The sequence below is a fragment of the Burkholderia sp. BCC0322 genome, assembly GCF_902833045.1.
Classification (GTDB): Bacteria; Pseudomonadota; Gammaproteobacteria; order Burkholderiales; family Burkholderiaceae; genus Burkholderia.
This window is the reverse complement of sequence record NZ_CADFDU010000003.1, coordinates 419939-444220: the sequence shown is the minus strand read 5'-3', so window position 1 is coordinate 444220 and position 24282 is coordinate 419939. Positions and strand designations below refer to the sequence as shown.

Here is a 24282-nt window from a genome sequence, read left to right as displayed (position 1 = left end):
TCATGACAGGCAGGTCCGGCGGACGTCTTCGGGCGTCCGCCGCGGCGTGCCGCGCGCCGCGTTCGCCTTATCCCGCTACACCCACTCACAAGAACCAAGGAGACACCGTCAATGAAGTCACGCGCAGAACGTTCCCTTCGCGCCGCCGTGCTGACCGGATCGGCCGCCGTCGCCGGCCTCACCGCCGGCGCCGTGCACGCGCAGTCGTCGGTCACGATGTACGGGATCATGGATGCCGGCATCGAATTCGCCAACCACGCCGCGCCGGAAGGCGGCAATTCGTACAAGCTCAAGTCCGGCAACAAGAACACCTCGCGCTGGGGGCTGCGCGGCGTCGAGGATCTCGGCGGCGGGCTGAAGGCCGTGTTCCGTCTCGAAAGCGGGATCGATCTTGCAAACGGCGCGTCCGACGACGGTCCCGACGCGATCTTCGGGCGCCGCGCAACCGTCGGCCTGAAGGGCAAGTGGGGCGAGATCTCGCTCGGCCGCAACTTCACCGTCACCTACGACTACATGCTGCCGTTCGACCCGATGGGGTATGCGCAGAACTATTCGTGGGCGTCGGCGTCGATGGCGACCGGCGGCCGCAAGGACGGCATGTTCACGCGTTCGTCGAATGCCGTGCGCTACGACGGCGAATTCAGCGGCTTCAAGTTCGGCGCGATGTACGGCTTCGGCAACGCGCCGGGCAGTGTGAAAACCAGCTCGAAGTACGACGCGGCGATCGGCTACGAGGGCGGCCCGTTCGCCGCGGTGGTCGCGTTCGACCGGCAGAACGGCGCAGCCGACAGCGTGACGCCCGCCGATCCGGTCAACTACATCCAGGGGATTCATGCGGGCCTGAGCTACGACTTCGGCAACCTGAAGACGATGGCCGGCTACCGCAACTACAAGCGCGCGTATCGCACGAGCGCCGCGAACCAGTTGAGCGACATGGTTTGGGTCGGCGGCTCATACCAGTTCACGCCGACGTTCTCGTTGATCGGCGCCGTATATCACCAGAACATCAAGGGCGGCACGGATGCCGATCCGACGCTCGTGTCGATGCGCGCGCAATACGCGCTGTCGAAGCGCACGGTACTGTACGCGGCCGGCGCATTCGCGATCGGGCAGCACGGGCAGAAGGTCGGCGTATCGCGCGATGTCAACGGCTACGGCACGACCCAGGTCGGGGTGACGGCGGGGATTCAGCAGCGGTTCTAAGCGTCACGGCGGGTAGCGGCGCGCGCGCCGTGCGCCGCGTCACCGGCTCGCGGCTCGCCGCCCTGCCCTCGGTGGCTGCACGAAGCGGTTCACCGGACCAATCGGCATCCTGAAGAGATCGCGTGCCCAAACCGCGCCGGCCGCGCATGCGGCGAGGCGGCGCGCCGCCGCTTCATCATCCGTCCTCGCGCATCGTGAACACCGGCCGCACCAGGCTGCTCGTGTCGTCCCAATGCGTGCCGACGTCCGCCAGCGGCACGGCCCGCGTCTCGATTGCCAGGCCCGCCGGCCCGGCCGCGTCGAATACACCACGCACCGAGGCCAGCAGGCGCGGCAGCGGCACACTGCCGAGGCCGCTGCCCATCAGCTCGATGGCCGTCGCCCGCAGCACCGCGCCCGGCAACAGCACGTCCGCGCCGCCGATCGAGCCGATCTGCACGAAGCGCAGCCGGCGCCCATCGGGCGTCGCCTTCGCCGCAGCCACCAGCAATGCCTGCGCGCTGCTCCCCCACAGATAGTCGAGCACGACATCCACGCCCGCTCGGAAATGCGGCTCGAGCACCCGCGCCAGATGTGCGTCGTCCTGTTGCAGCGACACGACGGCATCCGCGCCCGCGCCGAGCAAGGCCTGCAGCGCGGCCGCGTTGCGGCCGGTCGCGATCACCTGCGCGGCGCCGAGATACTTCGCGATCCGCACCGCCAGCCGCCCCGACGTACCGGTCGCACCGTTGACGAGCACCGTCTCGCCCGCGACGAGCCGCGCACGCTCGGTCAACGCGGCCCACGACGACATGCCGGGAATCGCGATCGCCGCGGCCGTCACGTCGTCGAGCGCGTCGGGCAACGGCACGCATCGCGTATCGGGTACGACCGTGCGCTCGGCCATCGCGCCGAACGGTGCGGGCGGGCCGAAGAAATAGACGCGTTGCCCGTCGTCGCGACGGCCCACGCCGTCGACCCCGACGACGAACGGATAACGCCCGTCCGACGAGTAATGCGTACCGGACGCACGCCCCTGCGCGATCCGGCTCAGCGCGGACGCCGTCACGTCGATCAGGCGGTGCCCCGGCATCTCACGCGGTGCTTCGAATGCCATCTGGACGGGACGCTTGCCGGCGCCCGTCACGACTGCTGCCTTCATGGTTGCTCCTTGAATCAGGGATCTCGGTCGACGGTGCCGATGCGCGTCATCGCGCATCGAGCCACGCGCGCAGTGCGGGGTCGCGCACTTCCAGCACGTCGAACAGGCCAAGTGCGCGCAACGCGGGCAACGCGTCGATCGTGTCGGCTTCCGCGCGCGCCCGGTCGGCCGGCGCGGCGTTCGTGTCGGTCAGCACCCGCGCGTTGACCAGGAACGCGCCGACGGTGCCCTTGCGGATCGTCGTTCCGTCGGCCTCGATCCGGTCGGCATGGTCGGGAAGCATCTGTTCGGCTCGCATCGTGTCGTACTCCGGTTGTCATCGATGGACCCAGTGTAGGCGTGCCAATTCGGCCGATCTCCGGTATAACGGCCATTCGATACCGATATCCGGCCATGTCCGATCCACTCCTGCCCGCCCGATTCGTCACGTCCGACGACGGCCCGTTCGTCGTCGCTGCCGTCCTGTCGCAACGCGACCCGCGCGTGACGCCACCCCATTCGCATGCGCGCGGCCAGCTCGTCGGCGCGCTGAGCGGACTGCTGACGATCGGGCTCGACGACCAGGACTGGGTCGTGCCAGCGATCCACGCGATCTGGATTCCGCCGCATTGCCGGCATTCGCTGCGCTCGTTCGGGCCGATTTCCGGCTGGTCGGCGTTCGTTGCCGAAGCGCGCTGCGCGGCGCTGCCGGATACGCCACGTGCGATCCGCACGACGCCGCTGCTGCGCGAGGCCGTGCAGCGCGCGGCCAGTTGGGGTGATGCGGCGCTGGATGCCGCCCGGACGCGGATCGCCGATGTGATCCTCGATGAAATCGCGTCATCGGAAGTCGAGGCGCTGGGGCTGGTGCGGCCGCAGGACCCGCGGCTGATGAGGATCACCGATGCGCTTGCCGCGGATCTCGCGGACAACCGGCGGCTGGAGGAGTGGGCCGAATGGGCCGGCATCGGCGCCCGGACGATGAGCCGCCGCTTCGTCGCGGAGACGGGGCTGACGTTCGCGCAGTGGCGTCAGCAGGCCAGGCTGCTGCGCGCGCTCGAAAGAATTGCCGACGGGGTACCGGTCACGACGATCGCGCTCGATCTCGGGTACGACAATGTGAGCGCGTTCATCGACATGTTCCGGCGTGCGTTGGGGACGACGCCGGGGAGGTATATGGAAACGGGGCGGCGTGGAGAGGAATAAGCGTGGCGATCGGCAGACGTGAAACCGCCACGCGGAAGGCAGGCGTCCGGCAGACAGCAGGCGCCAGTCGCCGCCATTGGCTCAATACGTCCCGTCCCCCTTCTTCACGGCCTCGCCCCCCTTCCCCTTGAACTGCGCAGCCAACCGCTCCGCACTTCTCGCCAGCAGCGTCGTGTCCACACCGACCGCAACGAACAACGCCCCCGCCTCCAGATAGCGCCGCGCGGCCGCCTCATCCGCGCTCAGAATGCCCGGCGCCTTGCCGGCCGCCTTGATCGTCCGGATCGCGCCGTCGATTGCCGCCTGCACATCCGGATGCCCCGGATTGCCGAGATGCCCGAGATCGGCGGCCAGATCCGCCGGCCCGATGAACACGCCATCGACGCCCTCCACCCGCGCAATCGCATCGATCGCATCGAGCCCTGCCCGCGTCTCGACCTGCACGAGCACGGCCATCTCGTCGTTCGCGCGATGCAGGTAGTCACCGACGCGATTCCAGCGCGACGCACGCGCCAGCGCACTGCCCACGCCGCGAATCCCATGCGGCGGATAACGCGTTGCAGCCACCGCCGCGCGCGCTTCATCCGCGCTTTGCACCATCGGCACGAGCAACGTCTGCGCGCCAAGGTCGAGCACCTGCTTGACGATCACCGGATCGTTCCACGGCACGCGCACGACCGGATGCGACGGATACGGCGCGATCGCCTGCAACTGCGCGAGGATCGTCGGCACCGTGTTCGGCGCATGCTCGCCGTCGATCAGCAGCCAGTCGAAACCGGCACCCGCAACCACTTCGGCGCTGTACGGATTCGCGAGCCCGAGCCACAGCCCGACCTGCGCGTCTGCACGTGCAAGCGCGGCCTTGAAGACATTCGAAGGAATCTGCATCGTCCGCTCACCTCATTCGAAGTAGCACTGGATCGTCCCGAGCGGACCGTAGTCGACGCTGAACGTGTCGCCCGGACGCGCCGCGCACGGCCGCGTGAACGAGCCGCCGAGCACGATCTGCCCTGGCTCCAGCGCGACGTCGAAGCGCGCCAGCCGGTTCGCGAGCCACGCGACCCCGTTCGCCGGATGGTTCAGCACGCCGGCCGCGACGCCCGTTTCCTCGACCACGCCGTTGCGCGACATGATCGCCGCGACCCAGCGCAGGTCGACATCCTGCGGCTTCACGGGCCGCCCGCCGATCACGACGCCGGCGTTCGCCGCGTTGTCGGCGATCGTGTCGAACACCTTGCGCGGCCGCTTCGTGTCGGGGTCGATCGACTGGCTGCGCGCATCGATGATCTCGAGCGCCGGCACCACGTAGTCGACCGCGTCATACACGTCGAAAATCGTGCAGTGCGGGCCCGTGAGCCGCTTGCCGAGCACGAATGCGAGCTCGACCTCGACGCGTGGCACGATAAAGCGCGCGGTCGGGATCGTGCCACCGTCGTCGAAGAACATGTCGTCGAGCAGCGCGCCGTAGTCGGGCTCGTCGATCTGCGACGTGTTCTGCATCGCCTTCGACGTGAGGCCGATCTTGTGGCCCTTCAGCGTGCGGCCTTCCGCGAGCTTCAGGGCGACCCACGCGCGCTGGATCGCATACGCGTCGTCGATCGTGATGTCGGGATGGTCGAGCGAGATCTGGCGGATCTGCGTGCGCTCGCGCTCCGCGTCGTGCAGACGCCGGGCGAGCTGGTCGATGAGGGCGGGTTCGAGCATGGTCGGAACGGGAATGGGGTTCAGCCGGCCCGCTTGTAGCGGGCGTGAATGTTGTTGTGCTTGTACGAGCCGCTTTCGCTGAACTCGGTCAGTTCCATTGACAGCGCAAGGTAGCGCTTCGCGTACAGCTCCGCGAAATGCGACTTGATTGCACCGAACAGCGCGTCGCACGCGGCCCTTTTCTGCTCGTCGGTGCGGCCCGAGCCGATCTTGAGCGTCACGTGGACGAACGCGTCGTCTTCCGTGCCATCGGCCACGCAATAGTCCTGCAGTTCGATCGCGCGCGAGCGGATGCCGCCCGTCGGGAACACGCCGCCCTGCGCGATCAGCGTGGCGTTGATCGTGCGCAGCAGCGCGGGAATGCGTGCGTCGTCGCGAATGTTCGCGGTGTACTCGACGACGATATGGGGCATGGCCAGTCTCCTGTCGAATGCGTGGCGCAGTACTCAGGACAACGGAAAGATCGCATTGATCTGCCCGGTTCCGGAACTCGCGAAATAGTCGGTGACGATCTCGACGGGCGTGTCGTAGCGATCCCAGCCGAGCAAGCCGAGCAGCATCGCCGTATCGTGCATCCCGCCTTCGCCGTGGCAATGCGTGTTGTACTCGGGCAGCATCGCGCAGAAGGTCTTGAAATCGCCCTGCTTCCACAGCTCGACCACGCGCAGGTCGACCTGCCGGAAGAATTCGCGGCTGATCTCGTGGATCGATTCCTCGGCGCTGCCGTTGTCGTTGAAGCGGTGCGACAGCGAACCGCTCGCGAGAAACGCGACGTTCGCATCGCTCTTCCCGATCGCTTCGAGCAGCGCCTCGCCGAAGCGCCGGCTTTCGTCGAGCGTGTGCCACATGCACCAGCCGGCGATCGACACGACCTTGAAGTGCTGGTCGGCGTTCATGTAGCGCATCGGCACGAGCGTGCCGTATTCGAGTTCGAGGCTGTCGATCTCGTGCGCGCGGGTCGCGATCCCGCGCGCGGTGGCCGTCTCGGCGATCAGCCGGCCGAGCGCCGGGTTGCCCGGATACGCGTACTGCATGTCGCGGATGAAATGCGGCAGCTCGTTGCTCGTGTACGTGCCGGAGAACCGGGCATTGCAGTTCACGTGATAGCCGGCGTTGACAAGCCAGTGCACGTCCGACACGACGATCGTGTCGACGCCGAGTGCGCGGCAGCGCTCGCCGATCAGCTGATGGCCGCGGATCGCCGCCTCGCGGCAGCCGTGATGCCTGCCGGGCAATTCCGACAGGTACATCGAAGGCACGTGCGTGATTTTCGCGGCGAGGGACAGTTTGCCCATCGTTCAAGTCTCCGTATCGTTCGTTCTTGCGGCGAAACGACCCGCACCCGTTACAAGCCCCAGCGCGGAATGTGATGCGAACCCATCGAGATGCACACGTTCTTGATCTCCGCGAACACCTCGAAACTGTACTCGCCGCCTTCGCGTCCGGTGCCCGATTCCTTCACGCCGCCGAACGGCTGGCGCAGGTCGCGCACGTTCTGGCTGTTCACGAACACCATCCCGGCCTCGATGCCGCGCGCGAGGCGATGCACCTTGCCGACGTCCTGCGTCCAGATGTACGAAGCAAGGCCGTACGACGTGTCGTTCGCGAGCCGCAGCCCTTCTTCCTCGTCCTCGAACGGAATCAGGCACGCGACCGGCCCGAAGATCTCTTCCTGCGCGACGCGCATCCGGTTGTCGACGTCGGCCAACACGGTCGGCCGCACGAAGTTGCCGTTGCGCAGATGGTCGGGCAGGCCCGCCGGCTTGTCCGCGCCGCCCGCGACCACGCGCGCGCCTTCCTGCTCGCCGATGCGGATATAGCCCGTCACCTTCTCCCAGTGCTGGCGCGTGATCATCGCGCCGAGGTTCGTGGCCGGATCGGACGGATCGCCGACCACCAGGTTGTTCGCGCGGCGCGCGAATTCCCGCACGAAACGGTCGTAGATCGTGCGCTGCACGAAGATCCGCGAGCCGGCCGTGCAGCGTTCGCCGTTGATCGAGAAGATCGTGAACAGCGAGGCATCGAGCGCGCGGTCGAAATCGGCGTCGTCGAAGATCAGCACCGGCGACTTGCCGCCCAACTCCATCGAATACTTCTTGAGACCGGCACGCTCCATGATCCGCTTGCCGGTGACGGTGCCGCCGGTGAACGACACCGCGCGCACATCCGGATGGCGCACCAGCGCATCGCCGGCCGTCGCGCCATAGCCCTGCACGACGTTGAGCACGCCCGGCGGAATGCCGGCTTCGAGCGCGAGGCGGCCGAGCTGGTCGGCCGTCAGCGGCGACAGTTCCGACATCTTCAGCACAGCCGTGTTGCCGAGCGCCAGGCACGGCGCCGTCTTCCACGTCGCGGTCATGAACGGCACGTTCCACGGCGACACCAGCGCGCACACGCCGACCGGCTGGTACAGCGTGTAGTTCAGCATCTGGTCGTCGACCGGATAGGTGCGGCCGTTCATCTGCACGCACACTTCCGCGAAGAAGTTGAAGTTCTCGGACGCACGCGGAATCAGCTGCTTGCTCGTCTGTGCGATCGGCAGGCCGGTGTCCTGCGTCTCCAGCGCCGCGAGCATCGGCACGTTCTTCTCGATCAGCTCGCCGAGCTTGCGCATCAGCTTCGCGCGCTCGTTGGCGGGCGTGTTCGCCCATTTCGGGAACGCTGCCTTCGCGGCGCGCACGGCCGCGTCGACTTCGGCCTCGCCGCCCGATGCGACGTCGGTGATGACATCGCCCGTCGCGGGATTCAGCGTCGTGAACGTCTCGCGGCTTTCGACTTCGCGGCCGTCGATCCAGTGCTTGATGGTCATGCTCTCTCCTTGGGCGACGGGCTCAGCCGGCGCGATAGTAGTCTGCTTCGCCGAAGATCGTGTTCACGAGCCGGCCAATTCCTTCGATCTCGGTCACGACCTCGTCGCCTGGCTGCGTGTCCGCCAACCCCTCGGGCGTGCCGGTGAGGATCAGGTCGCCCGGCGAGAGCGTCATGAAGCCGCTGATGTGCTCGATCAACGCCGGCACGTCGAAGATCAGGTCGCGCGTGCTGCCGCGCTGCGTCTCCCGGCCGTTTACCGTCGTGCGCAGCGTCAGGTCGCCGGCATCGCCGATCTCGTCGCGGCTGACGAACCACGGCCCGAGCGGCGTACAGGTGTCGCGGTTCTTCACGCGCAGGTTCGGGCGGTAGTAGTTCTCGAGATAGTCGCGGATCGCGTAGTCGTTCGCGACCGTATAGCCGGCCACGTAGTCGAGCGCCTGCGCGCGGCCCACGTTGCGCGCGGGCCGGCCGATCACGACGGCCAGCTCGCACTCGTAGTGCATGTAGGTGGCATCCGCCGGGCGCACGGTGTGCGACCGGTGGCCGATGAACGTGTTCGGCCCCTTCAGGAAGATCAGCGGCTCGCTCGGCGCCTTGAACGCGAGTTCCTTCGCGTGGTCGGCATAGTTGAGGCCGAGCGCGAACGTCGTGCGCGGCGCGACGGGCGGCAGCCACTCCACCCCGTCCTCGGCGACGACTCGCCCCGTATCGAGACGGATCGCGCCGTCGCCGGCCGGTTCGGCCGCATGCAGTGCGCCGTTGTAGATCACGCGCGCCGTCTTCATCGTGTTTCCTCCGCAATCAGCGTGTGCCGCAACGTGCCGATGCCGGCGGCGGCGATCTCGATCGTGCTGCCCGCGCGGGCATGCGGTGCGCCGCCCGCGACGCCGAGCATCAGGACATCGCCCGCGTCGAACGACATGAAGGCCGTCACGTCGGCGATCAACTCGCGCACGGAGCGAATCAGCGTGGCCGTCGACGCGGACACGACTACCTCGCCGTCGATCCGCACGGTCAGGCCGATCGCGTCGACCTCGCCCAGCGCGGCGGCCGGCACGATGGCCGGGCCCAGCGGGCAGAACCCATCGCGGCACTTGAAGCGCACGGCCGGACGGTAGTAATCGGGATGCGGCACCGACACGTCGCTCGCGAGCGTGAAGCCGTGAAGGTAGTCGAGCGCCTGCGCGGCCGGCACGCGCGTCGCGCGGCGGGCGAACACGACGGCCACCGACGCGCCGATCTCCAGCGCGTCGATGCCGGCCGGCACGACGACGGCCGCGCCGTCGCTCGCATGCGTGTTGGCGGGCTTGATGTACAGGATCGGCGCCTGCGGCAGGCGGCCGTATGGCGGCGCGTTCACGGCTTCGCCGAGCGCGTCGAGCGCCGCGCGCTCGTTGAGCAGCGCACCGTAGACGGTACCGATGGCGACCGGCAACGGCGGCGCCGCGGCGGTCGTGCAAGACAGCTCCATGCGTCATTCCCCTGCCGCGCGTCGCGGCGCATCGTCAATAGTTAATATCTTAAGTAAACAATCTCGCGCGGGCAACCTCGATTACCCTGATACGCGAAATTCACTCCCCGCGGCTGTTAAGATTGATGCGTCCCCGTCCACTGCCCACCCCGATGAACCGTACGCTCGACCATCGCAACCTGGCCATGCTCCTGCTCGAGGCTCGCGAAACGCTGATGGGTCTGTTCCGCCCCATTCTCAAGGAATTCGCGCTGACCGAACAGCAATGGCGGATCATCCGCGTGCTCGACGGCGAACCGGCGCAAGCGCTCGAAGCGGGACAGATCGCGCGGCGCTGCTGCATCCTGAGCCCGAGCCTCACGGGCGTGCTGGAACGCATGGAGCGCGACGGGCTGATCACGCGCACGCGCGCGCAGGAAGATCAGCGCCGGCTGCTGGTCAGCCTGACGCCGCAAAGCAGGAAACTGGTCACGGAAATCGGCCCGCGGATCGACGAGCAGTACCGGCAGCTCGAATCGCGGTTCGGCCGGGACGGCCTCGAAGACATCTATCGCGCGCTCGACCGGCTCATCGAGCTCGGCGGCAACACGTGATGACGGCTCCCGCTCCCGCCAGACGCGGGAACGGGAGCCGATGCAGTGCGGGCAATCAGTGCACCGCGCCGCGCATCAGGTCGGTCACGGCCATGCCGCGCGACGTGCGCATGCACTCCTCGACGTAATCGATGAACGGCAACGGTTCGAAATCGATTTCGTCGCGCACGCGGCGGTTGTCGAACACGCGATCGACCGTCGCGAATTCCCCGCAGCGCTTCAGTGCGCGACCGATCACGCGTTCGAGTGCCGGATCGGTCCGCCCGAGCACATCACGCACCACGAGCGGCAACTCGGCTGGTGCGCACGCCGCGTAGCGCGGCGCGCCCGTCATCCCCGCCGCCTCGTCCATCGCGCGCACGATCTGTGCGACCTGAGGCGCCTCGTCGCCGGCCGACACGTGATACAGGTCGTGCGCGAGCGTCGGCTTGACGGCCAGCAGCATCGTCGCACGCGCCACGTCGTCCACCGACACGATGTCGATGCGCGTCATCGGCCGCGCAGTGAAGCGGCGCGCGGCATGCGCCAGCCGGAACATCCAGAACGAGTTCGGCGCGGGCCGCGTACCGAGCACCGTGTGGCCGACCACATGCGACGGCCGCACCACGACGAGCGGCAGCCCGAGCGCGCGCAGACGATGCTCGGTCTCCGCCTTCGCGTGCAGGTAGTCCGCCGCCAGCACGGCACCCGGCAAGCCTTCCTCGTCGCTCGCGACGTCGCTCGTCACGCCGCCCGCGGCCGCTTCCTGCACGATCCCGCCGCGGCCCGCATGCGCGTAGGCCGTGCCGACATACACGAAGCGCTGCAGTCGCGGGGCCCGAGCGAAGCGTTCGGCGAAGCGCACCGCATCGGCGATGTCGGCCCGCAGGTGCGCGCCGTCAGCCGGTGACGCATGGCCCGCGCAATGAATCACGTGCGTCGCGGCGGCGAGGCGCGACGCGTCGGCGCCCTGCCACACGTCGCCGAGCGCACCGACGATCACGTTCGCATCGGTCAGGCGCGACGCCCAGTACGGCGCCAGCCCCGCGCGCAGCGCCGCTTCGCGCAGCCGCGCGACGGCGTGGCCGCGGTCCTGCGCCCGTACGACGCAGACGACGCGGTCGAGCAGCCCCGCGTTGACCAGCGCCGTCAGTACGGTACTGCCGATGAAGCCGGTGGCGCCGGTCAGCACCAGGCGCCCGACGTTCGCCGCCGCGACCGGTGCGCTGGCCGGCGACACGAGGCTCGTCCGCCAGTTGAGCGACAGCGCGGTTTTCCAGATCAGCACGATAGTCTCCTTCGAAGAATCGGCCGGGCGTCGCGCCCCCGCGGTTGCAGGCTGCGCACGGCTCACCGGCCGGGCCGGGGCTTGACGCGCGCTCCGGCAGTCCCGATCGGGCGTGCGGCCCGCGATCGCGTCTCTGGCACGAGGCGGCGGCAGCCGCCGAGGACGGGCGTCCGCGGCACTGGATCGGAAAGATCCCAGTGTGGGGCCCGACCGCAGGCAAGTCTGTCCCGAAAGTTTCGTGAAAGTGTGCCGATTTGTACGGGATTGTCTGAGTCTGTCGTACCGGGTGTGCCGTCAAATCGCCGCCACATCCGGTCGGGCCGCCTTCCGACAGTGCGGTGCCGTCCCGGATCGACCCGGTTTCCGCAGCAGGACACACGCGACAGATCGACGCGCCTCGCGGCCATGTCATCCCATGTCGTGATGATCGGCCCGGCCCCCATCGGCACCGCGATCGCCGGTACGCGGGTGTTCGCGCGCGCCGCCGGAATCATCACGAATCATCAGACGTCGTTCCATCTGAAACCGCAATGAACTCGTTACGGATTTATTGCGGTTTATCACTTGCGTTTCACACCAGTCTATCTAGACTATTCAAGTCAAAACGGTCGAATGTGTCATTTTTCAGGAGACGATCACAATGCGCCTCACCATTCGGATTAACGGCAGCGAATCGGCAACCCGGCACGCTTTCGCGGTACTGTGGGTCGATACCGACGAGGGGCTGTGGTCGCGCGAGGCACATCAGGGCATGGATCTGCCGACCTGGGGCAAGGTCCGCGACGTCGAGGGCGCAATGGCGCTCTGCGCGGCCGACGGCGGGAATGCCTTGTGCCAGTTGAAGGGACTGTCGTTCGATGCGACGCAGCGCGAACAGGGTCCCGCGGTGCTCGCCGGCAATCACGCCGGCGCGTGGCGGCTGCAGGCCGTCGATCGCTGCACGAGCGAGCCGGAATACCGGGAATTCATTTCTGTCGCCCGATAGAAATAATCGATGTAATTCGTCTGCGGTTTTCGGGTTTATTTCGGGTTCGGTGATATTCATTTCGATATTCAGCATTAACGGCGCCCCGTTTCGGGGCGTTTTCCATTTTCCGGCTTAAAGAAATAATCGCGCGCCGGTCAATTGATCGCACACCGGCGATGGTCGGCATCGACCGCACGGAATATTGCGCCCCCCCGGATCGACACGCAGCGAATCGCCCCGCTCTTCATCGCCTGTCGCACCGGCGAGGTTCCGCTTTCGCCCCGCCTTCCCTTCCCACCTTTTTGCCCCGAGCCGGCGGGCCAATGCCCGTTATTTCTCGGGGCCGGAACACAGTTTCCCCACACGGGGTTTACTCATTTATTACAATCGCATATCCAGACTGACCAGCCGCCTTTCGGCGGCCCGACCCGGCCATTGCATGAGCGTGAAAAAGAAGACCCACCCCGCCGATCCGTACGCGGCCGCGACCAAGAATCCGATGCTTGCATCGCGCCTGCCGATGTGGCGCTCGAAGCTGATCGTGATCGTCGTGTTCGTCGCGTTCGCCGCGCTGATCGGCCGCGCCTTCTGGGTGCAGGTCGCGAACAAAGCGTTCTACGTCGGCCAGGGCCAGAAACGCTACCAGCGCACGATCGAGCTCGACGCGACGCGTGGGCGCATCGTCGATCGCAACGGCGCGATGCTCGCCGTCAGCCTGTTGACCTATGAAATCTGGGCGAACCCGAAACAGGTCGCCGACACCGACTACCCGCAGATCTCGAAGCTGCTCGACATGCCGCTCGTCGAGGTCAAGCGGCGCCTCGGCAACGACAAGACGTTCGTGCTGCTCAAGCGGCAGGTCGACGCGGACACCGCGGGCAAGCTCGACAAGCTCGCGATCGACGGCATCACGCAGATCGCCGATTCGAAGCGCTTCTACCCGGAAGGCGAATCGGCCGCGCACGTGGTCGGCTTCACGAACGTCGAGGACAAGGGCCAGGAAGGCGTCGAACTCGCGGCAAATGCTCGCCTGGTGGGTACGTCCGGGCAGCGCGAGGTGATCCGCGACCGGCTCGGCCGCATCGTGTCGGACACGCGCCCGCTCGTCCCGGCGCAGCACGGCGCGACGATCGAACTGACGATCGATCGCCGCATCCAGCAGCTCGCGTTCAGCCAGCTCAAGGCGGCCGTGATCGAAAACAACGCGGTGGCCGGCAGCGTCGTGGTGCTCGATGCGCAGAACGGCGAGATCCTCGCGCTGGCGAACTACCCGACCTTCGACCCGAACGACCGCGCGCGCCTCACCGGCCAGCAGTTGCGCAACCGTGCGGTGATCGACACGTTCGAACCGGGCTCGACGATCAAGCCGCTCGTCGTCGCGCTGTCGATCGACGAGCGCAAGGTCACGCCGAACACGATCATCAACACGTCGCCGGGCAGCTACAAGATCGGGCCGGCCGTGATCCACGACACGTCGAACCATGGCTCGCTGACGGTCGCGCAGGCGCTGCAGAAGTCGAGCAACGTCGCGCTCGCGAAGCTCGCGCTGAACCTGCCCGCTGAAACGATCTGGAACAAGTACCAGGAATACGGGATCGGCCGCGCGCCGGAACTGACGTTCCCGGGCGTCGCGTCGGGCCGGCTGCGCGGCTACAAGCGCTGGCGGCCGATCGAGCAGGCGACGATGGCATACGGCTACGGCCTGTCGATGTCGCTGCTGCAGATCGCGCAAACCTACACGGCCTATGCGGGCGACGGCACGCTGCACCCGGTGTCGCTGCTGAAGAACGGCACCGACCCGCAGACGATCGACGCGCATCGCGGCCACCGCGTGACGTCGCCGCAGACGGCGGCGGCGATCCGCTCGATGCTCGAGATGGCGGTCGGCGAAGGCGGCACGGGGCGCCGCGCGCGCGTCGACGGCTACCGGATCGGCGGCAAGACGGGCACCGCGCGCAAGCAGGTCGGCGCGACCTATGCGAAGGGCAAGTACCGCGCGCTGTTCGCGGGGATGGCGCCGATGAGCAACCCGCGCCTGATCGTCGCGGTGATGATCGACGAGCCGCGCGGCAAGGGCTATTACGGCGGCACGGTGGCCGGCCCGGTGTTCGCATCGGTCACGAGCGGTTCGCTGCAGTTGCTCGGCGTGCCGCCTGATGCACCGGTCGAGCCCGAGAAGGCGCCGCCGGCGAAGGCCATTGCGCCGCAGAAGACGGTGGCCGCGCCGAAAGCGGCGGCGCCGCTGAATACCGCCGCGCCGTCGAGAGCGCCGGCGCAGACCAACACGGCCGCGGGGTGATCGACGCAGCCCGCGCGATGCGCCGCCCCGCCCCCGGCGCGCGCGTCCCGCCCCGACCGCCTAGTCGCCTCCTCACCCCTCCCCGCCATCGGGCACCGTCCCACTTTCTAGGAACGCCGCGCATCATTTGAGCGTTCCCGCTGCCTCCTCCTACAATTTTTCCGTGCGTCGGGCAGCCCGGCCCGCATGCGCGACGAAGACAAAGGAGAGAGACGCATGCGATTCCACTGGAAGACGCTCGCACTGGCCATGGCGAGCGCGGCGCTGGTCGGCGGGGTGCCCGCCCATGCCGCCGACCCGGCCGACGTGAAAATCGGCTTCCTCGTCAAACAGCCGGACGATCCGTGGTTCCAGGACGAATGGCGCTTCGCCGACCAGGCGGCGAAGGAAAAGCACTTCACGCTGATCAAGATCGCGACGCCGAGCGGTGAAAAGGTATCGACCGCGCTCGACAGCCTCGCCGCGCAAAAGGCACAGGGCGTGATCATCTGCGCCCCCGACGTGAAGCTCGGCCCCGGCATCGCGGCGAAAGCGAAGCGCGCGGGGATCAAGCTGATGTCGGTCGACGACCAGCTCGTCGACGGCCGCGGCGCGCCGCTCCAGGGCGTGCCGCACATGGGCATCTCCGCGTACAAGATCGGCCAGCAGGTCGGCCAGGCGATCGCGGACGAGACGAAGCGGCGCGGCTGGAATCCGGCCGAGGTCGGCATCATCCGGATCGCGTACGACCAGTTGCCGACCGCGAAGGAACGCACGACCGGCGCGGTGGACGCGCTCAAGGCCGCCGGTTTCCCGGCCGCGAACGTGATCGACGCCCCCGAAATGACCGCCGACACCGAAGGCGCGTTCAATGCGGCGAACATCGCGCTCACCAAGCATGCGAATTTCAAGCGCTGGGTGGCGTTCGGCTCGAACGACGACACGACGGTCGGCGCGGTACGCGCCGCCGAGGGGCGCGGCATCGGCGCCGACGCGATGGTCGCGGTCGGCATCAACGGCAGCCAGGTCGCGCTCAACGAATTCGCGAAGCCGAAGCCGACGGGCTTCTACGGCTCGATCCTCCTGAATCCGCGCCAGCACGGCTACCAGACGGGCGTCAACATGTATGACTGGATCACGAAGAACCAGGCGCCGCCGCCGCTCGTGCTGACCTCCGGCACGCTGATCACGCGCGACAACGAAAAGCAGGCGCGCGCCGCGCTCGGGCTGTGAGCCCGTCCAAGGAGCCGACATGACACGCACCACGCTCGTCACGGGCGCCGCCGGCGGCATCGGCCAGGCGCTGTGCCGCACCTTCCTCGCGGCCGGCGACCGCGTGCTCGCGCTCGATCGCGACCGCGCGGCGCTCGACCGCTTCCTCGATACGCTCGGCGACGCGCACGCGGCACCGGTCGTCGACGATCTCACCGACGCCGAGCGGCTGCGTTCCCTGCTCGAATCGCAGCCGCCGGTCGACGTGCTCGTCGCGAACGCGGGCACGGCGGCGTCGACCACGCTGCGCGACACGACGCCCGCCACCTGGCGCACGGATCTCGACGCGAACCTGACGGCCACCTACATGAGCGTCGAAGCCGTGCTGCCCGGCATGCGCGCACGCGGGCGCGGCGCGATCGCGATCATCGGTTCGGTCAACGGCGTGCATGCGCTCGGGCATCCGGCGTACAGCGCGGCGAAGGCCGGGCTGGTCAGCTACACGAAATCGCTCGCGATCGAGTTCGGCCGCGACGGCGTGCGCGCGAACATCGTGCTGCCGGGCACCGTGAAGACACCTGCCTGGGAAGCGCGCGTGGTGCGCAACCCGCAGGTGTTCGAGGCATTGAGGAAGTGGTATCCGCTCGACGATTTCGCGACGCCCGACGACGTCGCGCAGGCTGCGCTGTTCCTGTGCTCGCCGGCCGCGCGGATCATCACCGGTGTCGCGCTGCCCGTCGATGGCGGCCTGCTGGCCGGCAACCGCGTGATGGCGCAGGAACTGACGCTCGAGACGTTCTACTGATCGTGAAGCGGTGCGCGGGGCCGGCGGCCGCCCGGGCCGTCGCGCCCCATCCGGTGCGCGGCGCGACGCCGCGCGCCGTCAATGCGCAGCGGCCGCAGCCGGCTTCGTCATCCTGCCGAGCACGTGCTCGGTCATTCCGCGCGCGAGTTCGGTCTCGCCCATGAACACGGTGCCGATGCCCTCGTGCGACAACAGCGCGGCCTCGTCGCCGCTGTTCGTGCACAGCACGACCTCGAGCGTGGGGTTCAGCGTGCGCGAGATCTCGACGATCTGCCGCACGTCGAACACGTCGGGCAGCGTGACGACCAGCATCCCGGCGCGCGCGATATGCGCCTGCACGAGCACGATCGGCTCGATCGCGTCGCCCGACACGGCGGCAACACCCTCCGCGCGCAGCTTCTCGACGAGCTCGCGATTCTGCTCGACGACGACATACGCGATGCCGCGCTCGTCCAGCGCATGCGCGATCCGCGTGCCGACCTTGCCGTAGCCGACGATCACGACCTGCCCGGTGAGGTGCGTCTGCGGCGTCGACATCGGCAGCGCGGCGAGCGGATCGTCGCGCGCCTCGAGCTTGCGCGCGAACGCCGAATGCTTGCGGATCCACGCGAGCGCCGGATCGATCATCGCGAACAGCAGCGTGTTCATCGCGATCGAGATCAGCGCGACCGCCAGAATCAGGCTCTGCCCCTCGGCCGACAGCAGCCCGAGCGCGCGGCCGAGCCCTGCAAGAATGAACGAGAACTCGCCGATCTGCGCGAGACCCGCGCCGACCGTCAGCGCTGTATTCAGCGGATAGCGGAACGCGATCACGAGCGCGACCGCCGCCAGCGTCTTGCCGATCACCACGATCGCCGCGACCTCGATCACGTGCAGCGGCTCGGCGAGCAGGATCTTCGGGTCGAACAGCATCCCGACCGAGATGAAGAACAGCACCGAGAACGCGTCGCGCAGCGGCAAAGTCTCGTCGGCTGCGCGCCGGCTGAACTCCGACTCGCGCATCATCATGCCGGCAAAGAACGCGCCGAGCGCGAACGAGACGTCGAACAGCTTCGCCGCACCGAACGCGATGCCCACCGCGGCCGCGATCATGCACAGCGTGAACAGCTCGCGCGAGCCCGTGCGCGCGACGAGCCACAGAATGCGCGGAAACACACGCTTGCCGACCACCAGCATCAGCGCGATGAACGCCGCGACCTTCAGCATCGTGACGCCGAGCGTGCCCCACACGCTGCCGCCGGCCGCCTGCGCGTCGCCGGGCGGCGTGCCGCCGAGCAACCCCGCGACGGGCGGCAGCAGCACCAGCACGAGCACCATCACGAGATCCTCGACGACGAGCCAACCGACCGCGATGCGCCCGTTGACCGTCTCGACCAGCCCGCGCCCTTCGAGCGCACGCAGCAGCACGACGGTACTCGCGACCGACAGCGCGAGCCCGAACACGAGCGCCGCCCCGACACTCCAGCCCCAGGTGAGCGCGAGCCCGCCGCCGAGCAGCGTGGCCACCGTAATCTGGACGATTGCGCCCGGCAGCGCGATCTTGCGCACCGCGAGCAGGTCGCCGAGCGAGAAATGCAGGCCGACGCCGAACATCAGCAGCATCACGCCGACTTCGGCGAGCTGCTGCGCGAGCGACAGGTCGCCGACGAAGCCGGGCGTGCCGGGGCCGATCACGATCCCGGCGAGCAGATAGCCGACGAGCGGCGGCATTTTCAACAGCGACGCGAAATAACCGAAGACCATCGCGAGACCGAAACCGGCCGCGAGCAATGCAATCAGGCTGACGTCATGAGGCATCCCCCCTCCCAAGTTCTTGTAACTATTTAGTAAGGTTCAAGAATGAAAGGATAAGGGATGAGGCGGACAAATGGCGTGCCCCCGCGAAAAATTCACGCGGCGGCGCGCCTCTGCGGGGTGCAACCCCGGCGAAACGAAAGGCGCCGCGCGGGTGCGGCGGCGCCCTGAAACACCTCGGACAGGCGGGGCGGGCGCCCCGCCGCCCCATCAGCGCGACGCTTGCGGGAACCGCGCGCCCGGCGGCGGTTCGGGTCGGGTCGACGGCACGCTCTTGCGCACCTTCGCGACCTGAGCAGCCGTCACCGGCGCCCCCGTGTTGCCCCAGCTCGTGCGCACGAAGTTGGACACGTCCGCGACTTCCTGGTCCGACAGACGCCACCCGAACGGCGGCATCGTGAACGTCGACGGCGCGGTGCGCGTGCCCTGCAGGGCGCTGCCTTCCAGCACGACGTGGATCAGCGAGGTCGGATCGTCACCCTGCACGACCGGGTTGCCGGCGAGCGCCGGGAACACCCGCGTGTAGCCGTGGCCGTCGCTGCGGTGGCAGGCCATGCAGTTGTCGCGATAGACGGCGGCCCCCGGCTTGCTCGCATCGCCGGTCTGCAGCGCCTTCGCGGCAGCCACGTCGTACACGTGGGGCTGCTCGCCCTGCACGCGCGGCGGCAGCGTCTTCAGGTAGCGCGCGATCGCGTTCAGGTCGTCGTCGGTCATGTGCTGCATGCTGTGGCCGACCACGTCCGTCATCCCGCCGAACGCGGCCGTGCGCAGCGTGCGGCCCGTCTTCAGGAACTGCACGATCTCGGTCTCCGTCCACGTGCCGAGGCCCGTGCGCGGCTCGCCGCGCAGGCTCGTCGGCACCCAGCCGTCGATTGCCGCGCCGCCGGCCAGGAAATCCGGGCCGTCCGCGTCGGTCAGCCCGCGCTCCTGCATCGTCGGCGCGCGGGGCGTATGGCACGCGCCGCAGTGGCCGAGACCCTGCACGAGATACGCACCGCGCGCGACCACCGGATCGCTGTACGGCGCCGCGTCGAACGGCTTCGGTGTCGGCGCGAACATCTTGCGCCAGACCCCGAGCGGCCAGCGCATCGACAGCGGCCACACGATGTCGACCGCGCGGTTCGCGTGCTCGACCGGCGCGACACCATGCATGAAGTACGCGTACAGCGCCTTCATGTCGTCGTCGCTCAGGCGCGCGTAGGACGGGAACGGCATGGCCGGATACATCGTGTCGCCGTTCTTGCGCACGCCTTCGCGCACCGCCCGCGTGAAGTCCTCGACCGTCCAGCCGCCCAGGCCCGTTTTCGGGTCCGGCGTGATGTTGGTCGAATAGATCCCGCCGATCGGCGTGTCGAATTTCAGCCCGCCCGCGAACGGCTTACCGCCGCTCGCCGTGTGGCATGCGATGCAGTCGCCTGCACGCGCGAGGTATTCGCCGCGCTTGATCAGGGCCGCGTCGGCGGACTGCGCCGCGGGTGCGGCCGCCGCGCCGGAAGCCGCCGCGGGCGCCGCGGCCGGTTGCGCGAACGCCGTCGAGCCGGCGAAGCCGAACGCGGCCCAGGCCGCACCGGCCGCCAGCGCGCGCGACATCCGGCGCGCCATGTTGTGGTTCATCGTCCTCTTCATGCAGTCACCAGCGGGGCGGGATTTTTCAGGTATTGCTCGCGGATCGCACGGGCCGACCAGTAGGCCAGCGCCGCGATGATCCCGGTCGGGTTGTAGCCGATGCCCTGCGGGAGCGCCGATGCGCCCATCACGAACACGTTGTGCACGTCCCAGCACTGCAGGTAGCGGTTCAGCACGCTCGTCTTCGGGTCGGTGCCCATGATCGCGCCGCCGACGAGGTGAGTCGTCTGGTACGCACGCGAATCGAAGTGCTTGCCGAACTCGCGCGTCGACACGCCGATCGCCTTCGGCCCCATCGCCTCCGCGATCTTCTTCATCTGCCCGGTCACGTACTGCGCCATCTTGATGTCGTTGTCCTTCCAGTCGAAGGTCATCCGCAACAGCGGCTGGCCGTACGAATCGCGATAGGTCGGATCGAGGTCGAGATAGACGTCGCGGTACGACATGTTGGTGCCGTGCGCGTCCATCGAGATCGTGTGCGCGTAGTTGTCCTTGACCGCCTTCTTCCACGCCGAGCCCCACTGCGGCGTACCGGGCGGCGTCGCGATGCCGCTGATCGGCTTCACGCCGGCCTGGTTCACCCACAGCGGCGAGCCGCCGACGAAGCCGAGCGGGCCGTGGTCGAAGTTGTCCGCGTTGAAATCGTCCACCGCGACGCCGTTGCCGCCCGCGCCGATGAACGGATTCGTGTAGGTGTCCTTGTCGAAGAACGCCTTGATCGTCGACAGGTTCTGGTACGCGAAATTGCGGCCCACGACGCCTTCGCCCGAGATCGGATCGTACGGCTTGCCGATACCCGACAGCAGCAGCAGGTGCACGTTGTGGTACTGGAACGCGGCCACGATCACGAGATCGGCCGGCTGGTGTACTTCACGTCCGGCCGGGTCGACGTAGGTCACGCCCGTCGCGCGCTTCTTCGTATCGTCGAGGTCGACGCGCAGCACGTGGCACTTCGAGCGCAGCTCGAAGTTCGGCGCCTGTTTCAGCGCGGGCAGGATGTTCAGGTTCGGCGACGCCTTCGAGTACATGTAGCACGCGTAGCCGCTGCAGTAGCCGCAGAAGTTGCACGGGCCCATCTGCACGCCGTACGGGTTCGTGTACGGGCCCGACGTGTTCGCCGACGGCAGCCGGTACGGATGCAGGCCGAGCGATTTGGCCGCGTCGAAGAAGCGCTGTGCCGAATAGGTGTTGAGCTGCGCGGGCAGCGGGAAGTGGTCGCTGCGATTCGCGTCGAACACGTTGCCGTCACCGACCACCTTGCCGCCGACCTTGTACGCCTGCCCCGACGTGCCGAACACCTTCTCGGCGAAGTCGAAATGCGGCTCAAGCTCGTCGTAGGTCACGCCCGTGTCCTGGATCGTCATCCCTTCGGGGATGAACTTCTTGCCGTAGCGCTCTTCATAGTGGCTGCGCAGGCGCAGCTCTTCCGGCGTGATCCGGAAGTGCACGCCCGACCAGTGCAGCCCCGCGCCGCCCACGCCCTCGCCCGGCAGGAATGCGGCGAGCTGCCGGTACGGCAGCGCGGTGTCCTGCAGGCCGTGGCGGATCGACACGGTCGTCTTCGACAGGTCGAGGAACAGCTTCTTGCGGACGTTGTAGGTCAGCTCGTCGATCGTGTTCGGATACGCGCCGTCCGGGTAGGTGTCGCGATACTCGCCGCGCTCGAGCGCGACGACGTTCAGGCCCGCTTCGGTCAGTTCCTTCGCGAGAATCGCACCGGTCCAGCCGAAGCCGACGATCACCGCATCGACATGCGGTTTTTTCTCTGCGGCCATCAGCTGCGCTCCCCGTTGATCGAGACGGGGCCGTACGGATACGGCTTGCCGTTCTGGTTGACGAAATCCATGAAGTCCGCGCGCGCGCCCGGAAAGCCGATCATCTTCCACGCAGCCATGTCGTGATTGCCGCCATGCACCGGATCGCAGAAGTAGCCTTCGCGCGTGTTCTGCAGCAACTGACCGAAGAACACGCCCGGCGGCACGTCGTCGATCTGCGCGCCGCCCTTCTCCAGCGCGCCGAGCACGGTGTCGCGCGTCGGTGCGTCGAGATCCGCGAACGCCTTGCCGTGGGTCTTCTCGCAATAGCGGTTGACCGCCGCGATGCCGAGCCGGTAGATGTCGCGCGGCACCAGCTTCAGCTGATAGCCGAGCTCGGGCACGCCTTGCTGGAACGGCCCCTGCATGTACCAGGTGGCGCCGTGCGCATACGGCGTCTCCATCTGGCGGTCGATGAATTCGGGCACGCCCGATTCGAGGGCGCCGGGGCCTTCGGCGTCGGCCGGAATCAGCCGGTCGACGGCGGCCTGGACGAACGCCCATTCCTTTGCATCGAAAAAGGTCGGCTTGTACGGGGCGCGCTCGGCGCTGGCCGATGCACCGGGCGCATTGCCGGTCGTCGCGGAAGGCGACGACGAGCGCAGGTCGCAGCCGGCGACCGACGCGATCGGCACGAGCGCGACCGACGTGCGCAGGAAACGGCGGCGCGAGTTGGGTTTGTCTGGTGGCGTGGACATGGTCGGATGTTGATCGTTGGGGATCGGGGCCCGGACGCGCGCACTCCGCATGCGGCATGTCCGGCACGGCAGCCATGCCGCACGCGGCTGGCCGCCCTGTTCTTTGTCTGTTGCGAACAACCACGATGCAGGCGCCGTCCGCGCAATGCGCGGCTGCGCCTTCATGCAGCCGTGCACCGCGCCCATTCAGGCTGCGCTGCACGGATCGGCTTCTTTATGAGCCGTATCGTCCGACAAATACAGGCATCTGCCTGCATCTGCCCCTCATCGCTCATGACCCTCATTCAACTTAGACGCCGCGTTTGCCGACAGCAAGCACGACGTGCGCGGCGCTCTTTCGGGTCCGGCGACACGTGCCGCGGATTATAAATGGAACCGGTTCCATTCGGAATCGCGCCAGTGCAATTCAATGCATCGAAAATTGCAACAATTGAAAAATCCGGAAGCTGGAACCCGCAAGGATCGTGTGATTACCGGCTGATGCGGGCGTCAGGGAGAGGATTGTTGTGTGGCGAGCTGCGCCGAAGGCTGTCTCTTTCCAGCCACGCACAGCACCCGAAGGGGCCGATTTGCGTCGCGTTCTGGTAGCCTCCGCGACGCATGAATACATCGAAGAAAGAACTGCCGGCGCCCGACGCGACCCGCATCAGCCGAACCCTCAGCTACCTGCTGCGCCACGCGCCGGAGACGATCGGGCTGCAACTTGACCCGGAAGGCTGGGCCGACATCGACGAACTGATCACCGGTGCCGTCCGCCAGGGGCACCCTCTCGATCGCGCGACGATCGAAACCGTCTGTGCGACCAGCGACAAGCAACGCTTCGCCCTCTCCGACGACGGCCGTCGCATCCGGGCAGTACAAGGCCATTCGACGCCCGCCGTGCAGCGCCGCTATCCGGCCGCGCAGCCGCCCGAGCGCCTCTATCACGGCACCGCGACGCGCTTCCTGGATTCGATTCGGGCGCAAGGGCTGAAACCGGGCGCCCGTCATCACGTGCATCTGTCGCCGGAGATCCAAACGGCGCTGGCCGTCGGCAAGCGCTACGGCGTGCCGGTGATCCTCGAGGTCGATGCGCAGCGCATGCATCGGCAAGGCCACGCGTTCTTCGTCGCGGAAAACGGCGTATGGCTGACCGACACCGTGCCGGCGGAATTCCTTAAGGAGATGGAGAGGCCCGCGCGCTGAGACGCGCGCTCACCACGGCCAGTACATCGACGCGATGGCAAGCGCCAGCGCCGCGCAAAGCGGCGAGTAGTACAGCGTGTCCATGCGTGCGAAACGCGACCCGCGAATCCGCTTGAAGAAGCCGACGTAACGGAAATCGCCGACGGCCCGCACCGCGAAGATGAGTGCGAGCGCAACGACCGCGAACGAGATCGTGCCGTGATTCGCGTTCTGCCCCAGCCACCCGGCACGCGCGGCAACCACGCCCGCGCCGCCCAGCAATGCCGCCGCGACCGCGAGCGTGCCGATGGCGGTCGGCCGCAGCAGCGGCTCGCCGTCCTGCTCCGGAATGGCCGCCCCCTTGCCGCGCCGCCCGCCCAACGCCCAGTAGACGTGAATGAGCGCGATCGCGCAAAGCGTCGGCACGCTGAAATACGCTCCGGTCATGTCGGTCAATGTCCTCGTCTCGTCGTCTCGTGATCTCGATGTGTTGCCGGCAAGGTTCCGGCATGCGGCCTCGGTCCGCGACACACGTGACGATACCGAAAC

General features: G+C 67.8%; 23 protein-coding genes. 8 read left to right on the top strand and 15 right to left on the bottom strand.

Annotated elements, in window-relative coordinates; translation table 11 throughout:
* Positions 1-111: 111 nt before the first annotated feature.
* Positions 112-1203 carry a porin gene (locus HWX39_RS12345; RefSeq protein ID WP_175968350.1) on the top strand — a complete coding sequence of 364 codons (1092 nt, stop codon included), beginning with the start codon at positions 112-114 and terminating at the stop codon, positions 1201-1203.
* 175 nt (positions 1204-1378) lie between these two features.
* On the opposite strand, the gene HWX39_RS12340 is transcribed toward HWX39_RS12345, so the two are convergent.
* Both HWX39_RS12340 and HWX39_RS12335 read right to left on the bottom strand, forming a co-directional pair.
* Entirely contained in the window at positions 1379-2344 is a 966-nt protein-coding gene (locus HWX39_RS12340) for a zinc-binding alcohol dehydrogenase family protein (RefSeq protein WP_175968349.1), read from the bottom strand.
* A gap of 46 nt (positions 2345-2390) precedes the next feature.
* Positions 2391-2642 (bottom strand): hypothetical protein, encoded by a 252-nt coding sequence (locus HWX39_RS12335; RefSeq protein ID WP_175950445.1) that lies wholly within the window; start codon positions 2640-2642, stop codon positions 2391-2393.
* A 95-nt stretch (positions 2643-2737) separates the two neighbouring features.
* Between HWX39_RS12335 and HWX39_RS12330 the strand changes: the two genes are divergently transcribed.
* Positions 2738-3529 (top strand): helix-turn-helix transcriptional regulator, encoded by a 792-nt coding sequence (locus HWX39_RS12330; RefSeq protein ID WP_175968348.1) that lies wholly within the window; start codon positions 2738-2740, stop codon positions 3527-3529.
* A gap of 81 nt (positions 3530-3610) precedes the next feature.
* Here HWX39_RS12330 and hpaI read toward each other — a convergent pair whose 3' ends face one another.
* Genes hpaI through HWX39_RS12295 form a run of 7 tightly spaced genes read right to left on the bottom strand, consistent with a single transcriptional unit; the run spans position 3611 to position 9515 of the window.
* Positions 3611-4417: a 4-hydroxy-2-oxoheptanedioate aldolase gene (hpaI, locus tag HWX39_RS12325; protein WP_175968347.1), complete on the bottom strand. Its 807-nt coding sequence runs from the start codon at positions 4415-4417 to the stop codon at positions 3611-3613.
* 12 nt (positions 4418-4429) lie between these two features.
* A complete protein-coding gene (hpaH, locus tag HWX39_RS12320; RefSeq protein WP_175968346.1) occupies positions 4430-5233 on the bottom strand; it encodes a 2-oxo-hept-4-ene-1,7-dioate hydratase in 804 nt (267 codons plus the stop codon).
* Between the two features lie 20 nt (positions 5234-5253).
* The gene (locus HWX39_RS12315) at positions 5254-5646 is read right to left on the bottom strand and encodes a 5-carboxymethyl-2-hydroxymuconate Delta-isomerase (RefSeq protein ID WP_175968345.1); all 393 of its coding nucleotides are present in this window, start codon (positions 5644-5646) and stop codon (positions 5254-5256) included.
* Positions 5647-5679: 33 nt separating this feature from the next.
* Complete coding sequence (hpaD, locus tag HWX39_RS12310; RefSeq protein ID WP_175968344.1) at positions 5680-6528, bottom strand: 3,4-dihydroxyphenylacetate 2,3-dioxygenase; 849 nt, start codon at positions 6526-6528, stop codon at positions 5680-5682.
* A 50-nt stretch (positions 6529-6578) separates the two neighbouring features.
* Positions 6579-8042, bottom strand: coding sequence for a 5-carboxymethyl-2-hydroxymuconate semialdehyde dehydrogenase (gene hpaE / locus HWX39_RS12305; protein ID WP_175968343.1), 1464 nt, complete (start codon positions 8040-8042; stop codon positions 6579-6581).
* Positions 8043-8064: 22 nt separating this feature from the next.
* The gene (locus HWX39_RS12300) at positions 8065-8829 is read right to left on the bottom strand and encodes a fumarylacetoacetate hydrolase family protein (protein WP_175968342.1); all 765 of its coding nucleotides are present in this window, start codon (positions 8827-8829) and stop codon (positions 8065-8067) included.
* Positions 8826-9515, bottom strand: coding sequence for a fumarylacetoacetate hydrolase family protein (locus tag HWX39_RS12295; protein WP_175968341.1), 690 nt, complete (start codon positions 9513-9515; stop codon positions 8826-8828). The genes HWX39_RS12300 and HWX39_RS12295 overlap by 4 nt, the downstream gene beginning before the upstream one ends.
* A gap of 152 nt (positions 9516-9667) precedes the next feature.
* Here HWX39_RS12295 and hpaR point away from each other — a divergent pair, with 152 nt between their 5' ends.
* Positions 9668-10108, top strand: a complete 441-nt coding sequence (gene hpaR / locus HWX39_RS12290; RefSeq protein WP_175968340.1) for a homoprotocatechuate degradation operon regulator HpaR — start codon at positions 9668-9670, stop codon at positions 10106-10108.
* Between the two features lie 55 nt (positions 10109-10163).
* Here hpaR and HWX39_RS12285 read toward each other — a convergent pair whose 3' ends face one another.
* Positions 10164-11375, bottom strand: coding sequence for an SDR family oxidoreductase (locus HWX39_RS12285; protein WP_175968339.1), 1212 nt, complete (start codon positions 11373-11375; stop codon positions 10164-10166).
* Positions 11376-12015: 640 nt separating this feature from the next.
* Here HWX39_RS12285 and HWX39_RS12280 point away from each other — a divergent pair.
* From HWX39_RS12280 to HWX39_RS12265, 4 genes are all read left to right on the top strand, one after another.
* Positions 12016-12360, top strand: coding sequence for a DUF3564 family protein (locus tag HWX39_RS12280; protein WP_175968338.1), 345 nt, complete (start codon positions 12016-12018; stop codon positions 12358-12360).
* A 421-nt stretch (positions 12361-12781) separates the two neighbouring features.
* Positions 12782-14641: a penicillin-binding protein 2 gene (locus tag HWX39_RS12275; RefSeq protein WP_175968337.1), complete on the top strand. Its 1860-nt coding sequence runs from the start codon at positions 12782-12784 to the stop codon at positions 14639-14641.
* 249 nt (positions 14642-14890) lie between these two features.
* Positions 14891-15853 (top strand): arabinose ABC transporter substrate-binding protein, encoded by a 963-nt coding sequence (locus HWX39_RS12270; RefSeq protein WP_244134984.1) that lies wholly within the window; start codon positions 14891-14893, stop codon positions 15851-15853.
* A gap of 19 nt (positions 15854-15872) precedes the next feature.
* Positions 15873-16637, top strand: coding sequence for an SDR family oxidoreductase (locus tag HWX39_RS12265; RefSeq protein ID WP_175968335.1), 765 nt, complete (start codon positions 15873-15875; stop codon positions 16635-16637).
* A 78-nt stretch (positions 16638-16715) separates the two neighbouring features.
* Here the strand turns inward: HWX39_RS12265 and HWX39_RS12260 are convergent, their stop codons facing one another.
* The 4 genes from HWX39_RS12260 to HWX39_RS12245 form a co-directional block, all read right to left on the bottom strand.
* Positions 16716-18434: a cation:proton antiporter gene (locus tag HWX39_RS12260; protein ID WP_175968334.1), complete on the bottom strand. Its 1719-nt coding sequence runs from the start codon at positions 18432-18434 to the stop codon at positions 16716-16718.
* A gap of 207 nt (positions 18435-18641) precedes the next feature.
* Positions 18642-20057, bottom strand: coding sequence for a cytochrome c (locus HWX39_RS12255; RefSeq protein WP_175968333.1), 1416 nt, complete (start codon positions 20055-20057; stop codon positions 18642-18644).
* Positions 20054-21832, bottom strand: a complete 1779-nt coding sequence (locus HWX39_RS12250) for a GMC family oxidoreductase (protein ID WP_175968332.1) — start codon at positions 21830-21832, stop codon at positions 20054-20056. Before HWX39_RS12250 ends, HWX39_RS12255 begins: the two co-directional genes overlap by 4 nt.
* Positions 21832-22569, bottom strand: a complete 738-nt coding sequence (locus HWX39_RS12245; protein WP_175968331.1) for a gluconate 2-dehydrogenase subunit 3 family protein — start codon at positions 22567-22569, stop codon at positions 21832-21834. The genes HWX39_RS12250 and HWX39_RS12245 overlap by 1 nt, the downstream gene beginning before the upstream one ends.
* 600 nt (positions 22570-23169) lie before the next feature.
* Between HWX39_RS12245 and HWX39_RS12240 the strand changes: the two genes are divergently transcribed.
* Positions 23170-23754: an RNA 2'-phosphotransferase gene (locus HWX39_RS12240; protein WP_175968330.1), complete on the top strand. Its 585-nt coding sequence runs from the start codon at positions 23170-23172 to the stop codon at positions 23752-23754.
* A 9-nt stretch (positions 23755-23763) separates the two neighbouring features.
* Here HWX39_RS12240 and HWX39_RS12235 read toward each other — a convergent pair whose 3' ends face one another.
* On the bottom strand, positions 23764-24180 hold the full coding sequence (locus HWX39_RS12235) for a DUF3995 domain-containing protein (RefSeq protein WP_175968329.1): 417 nt from the start codon (positions 24178-24180) through the stop codon (positions 23764-23766).
* Positions 24181-24282 lie beyond the last annotated feature (102 nt).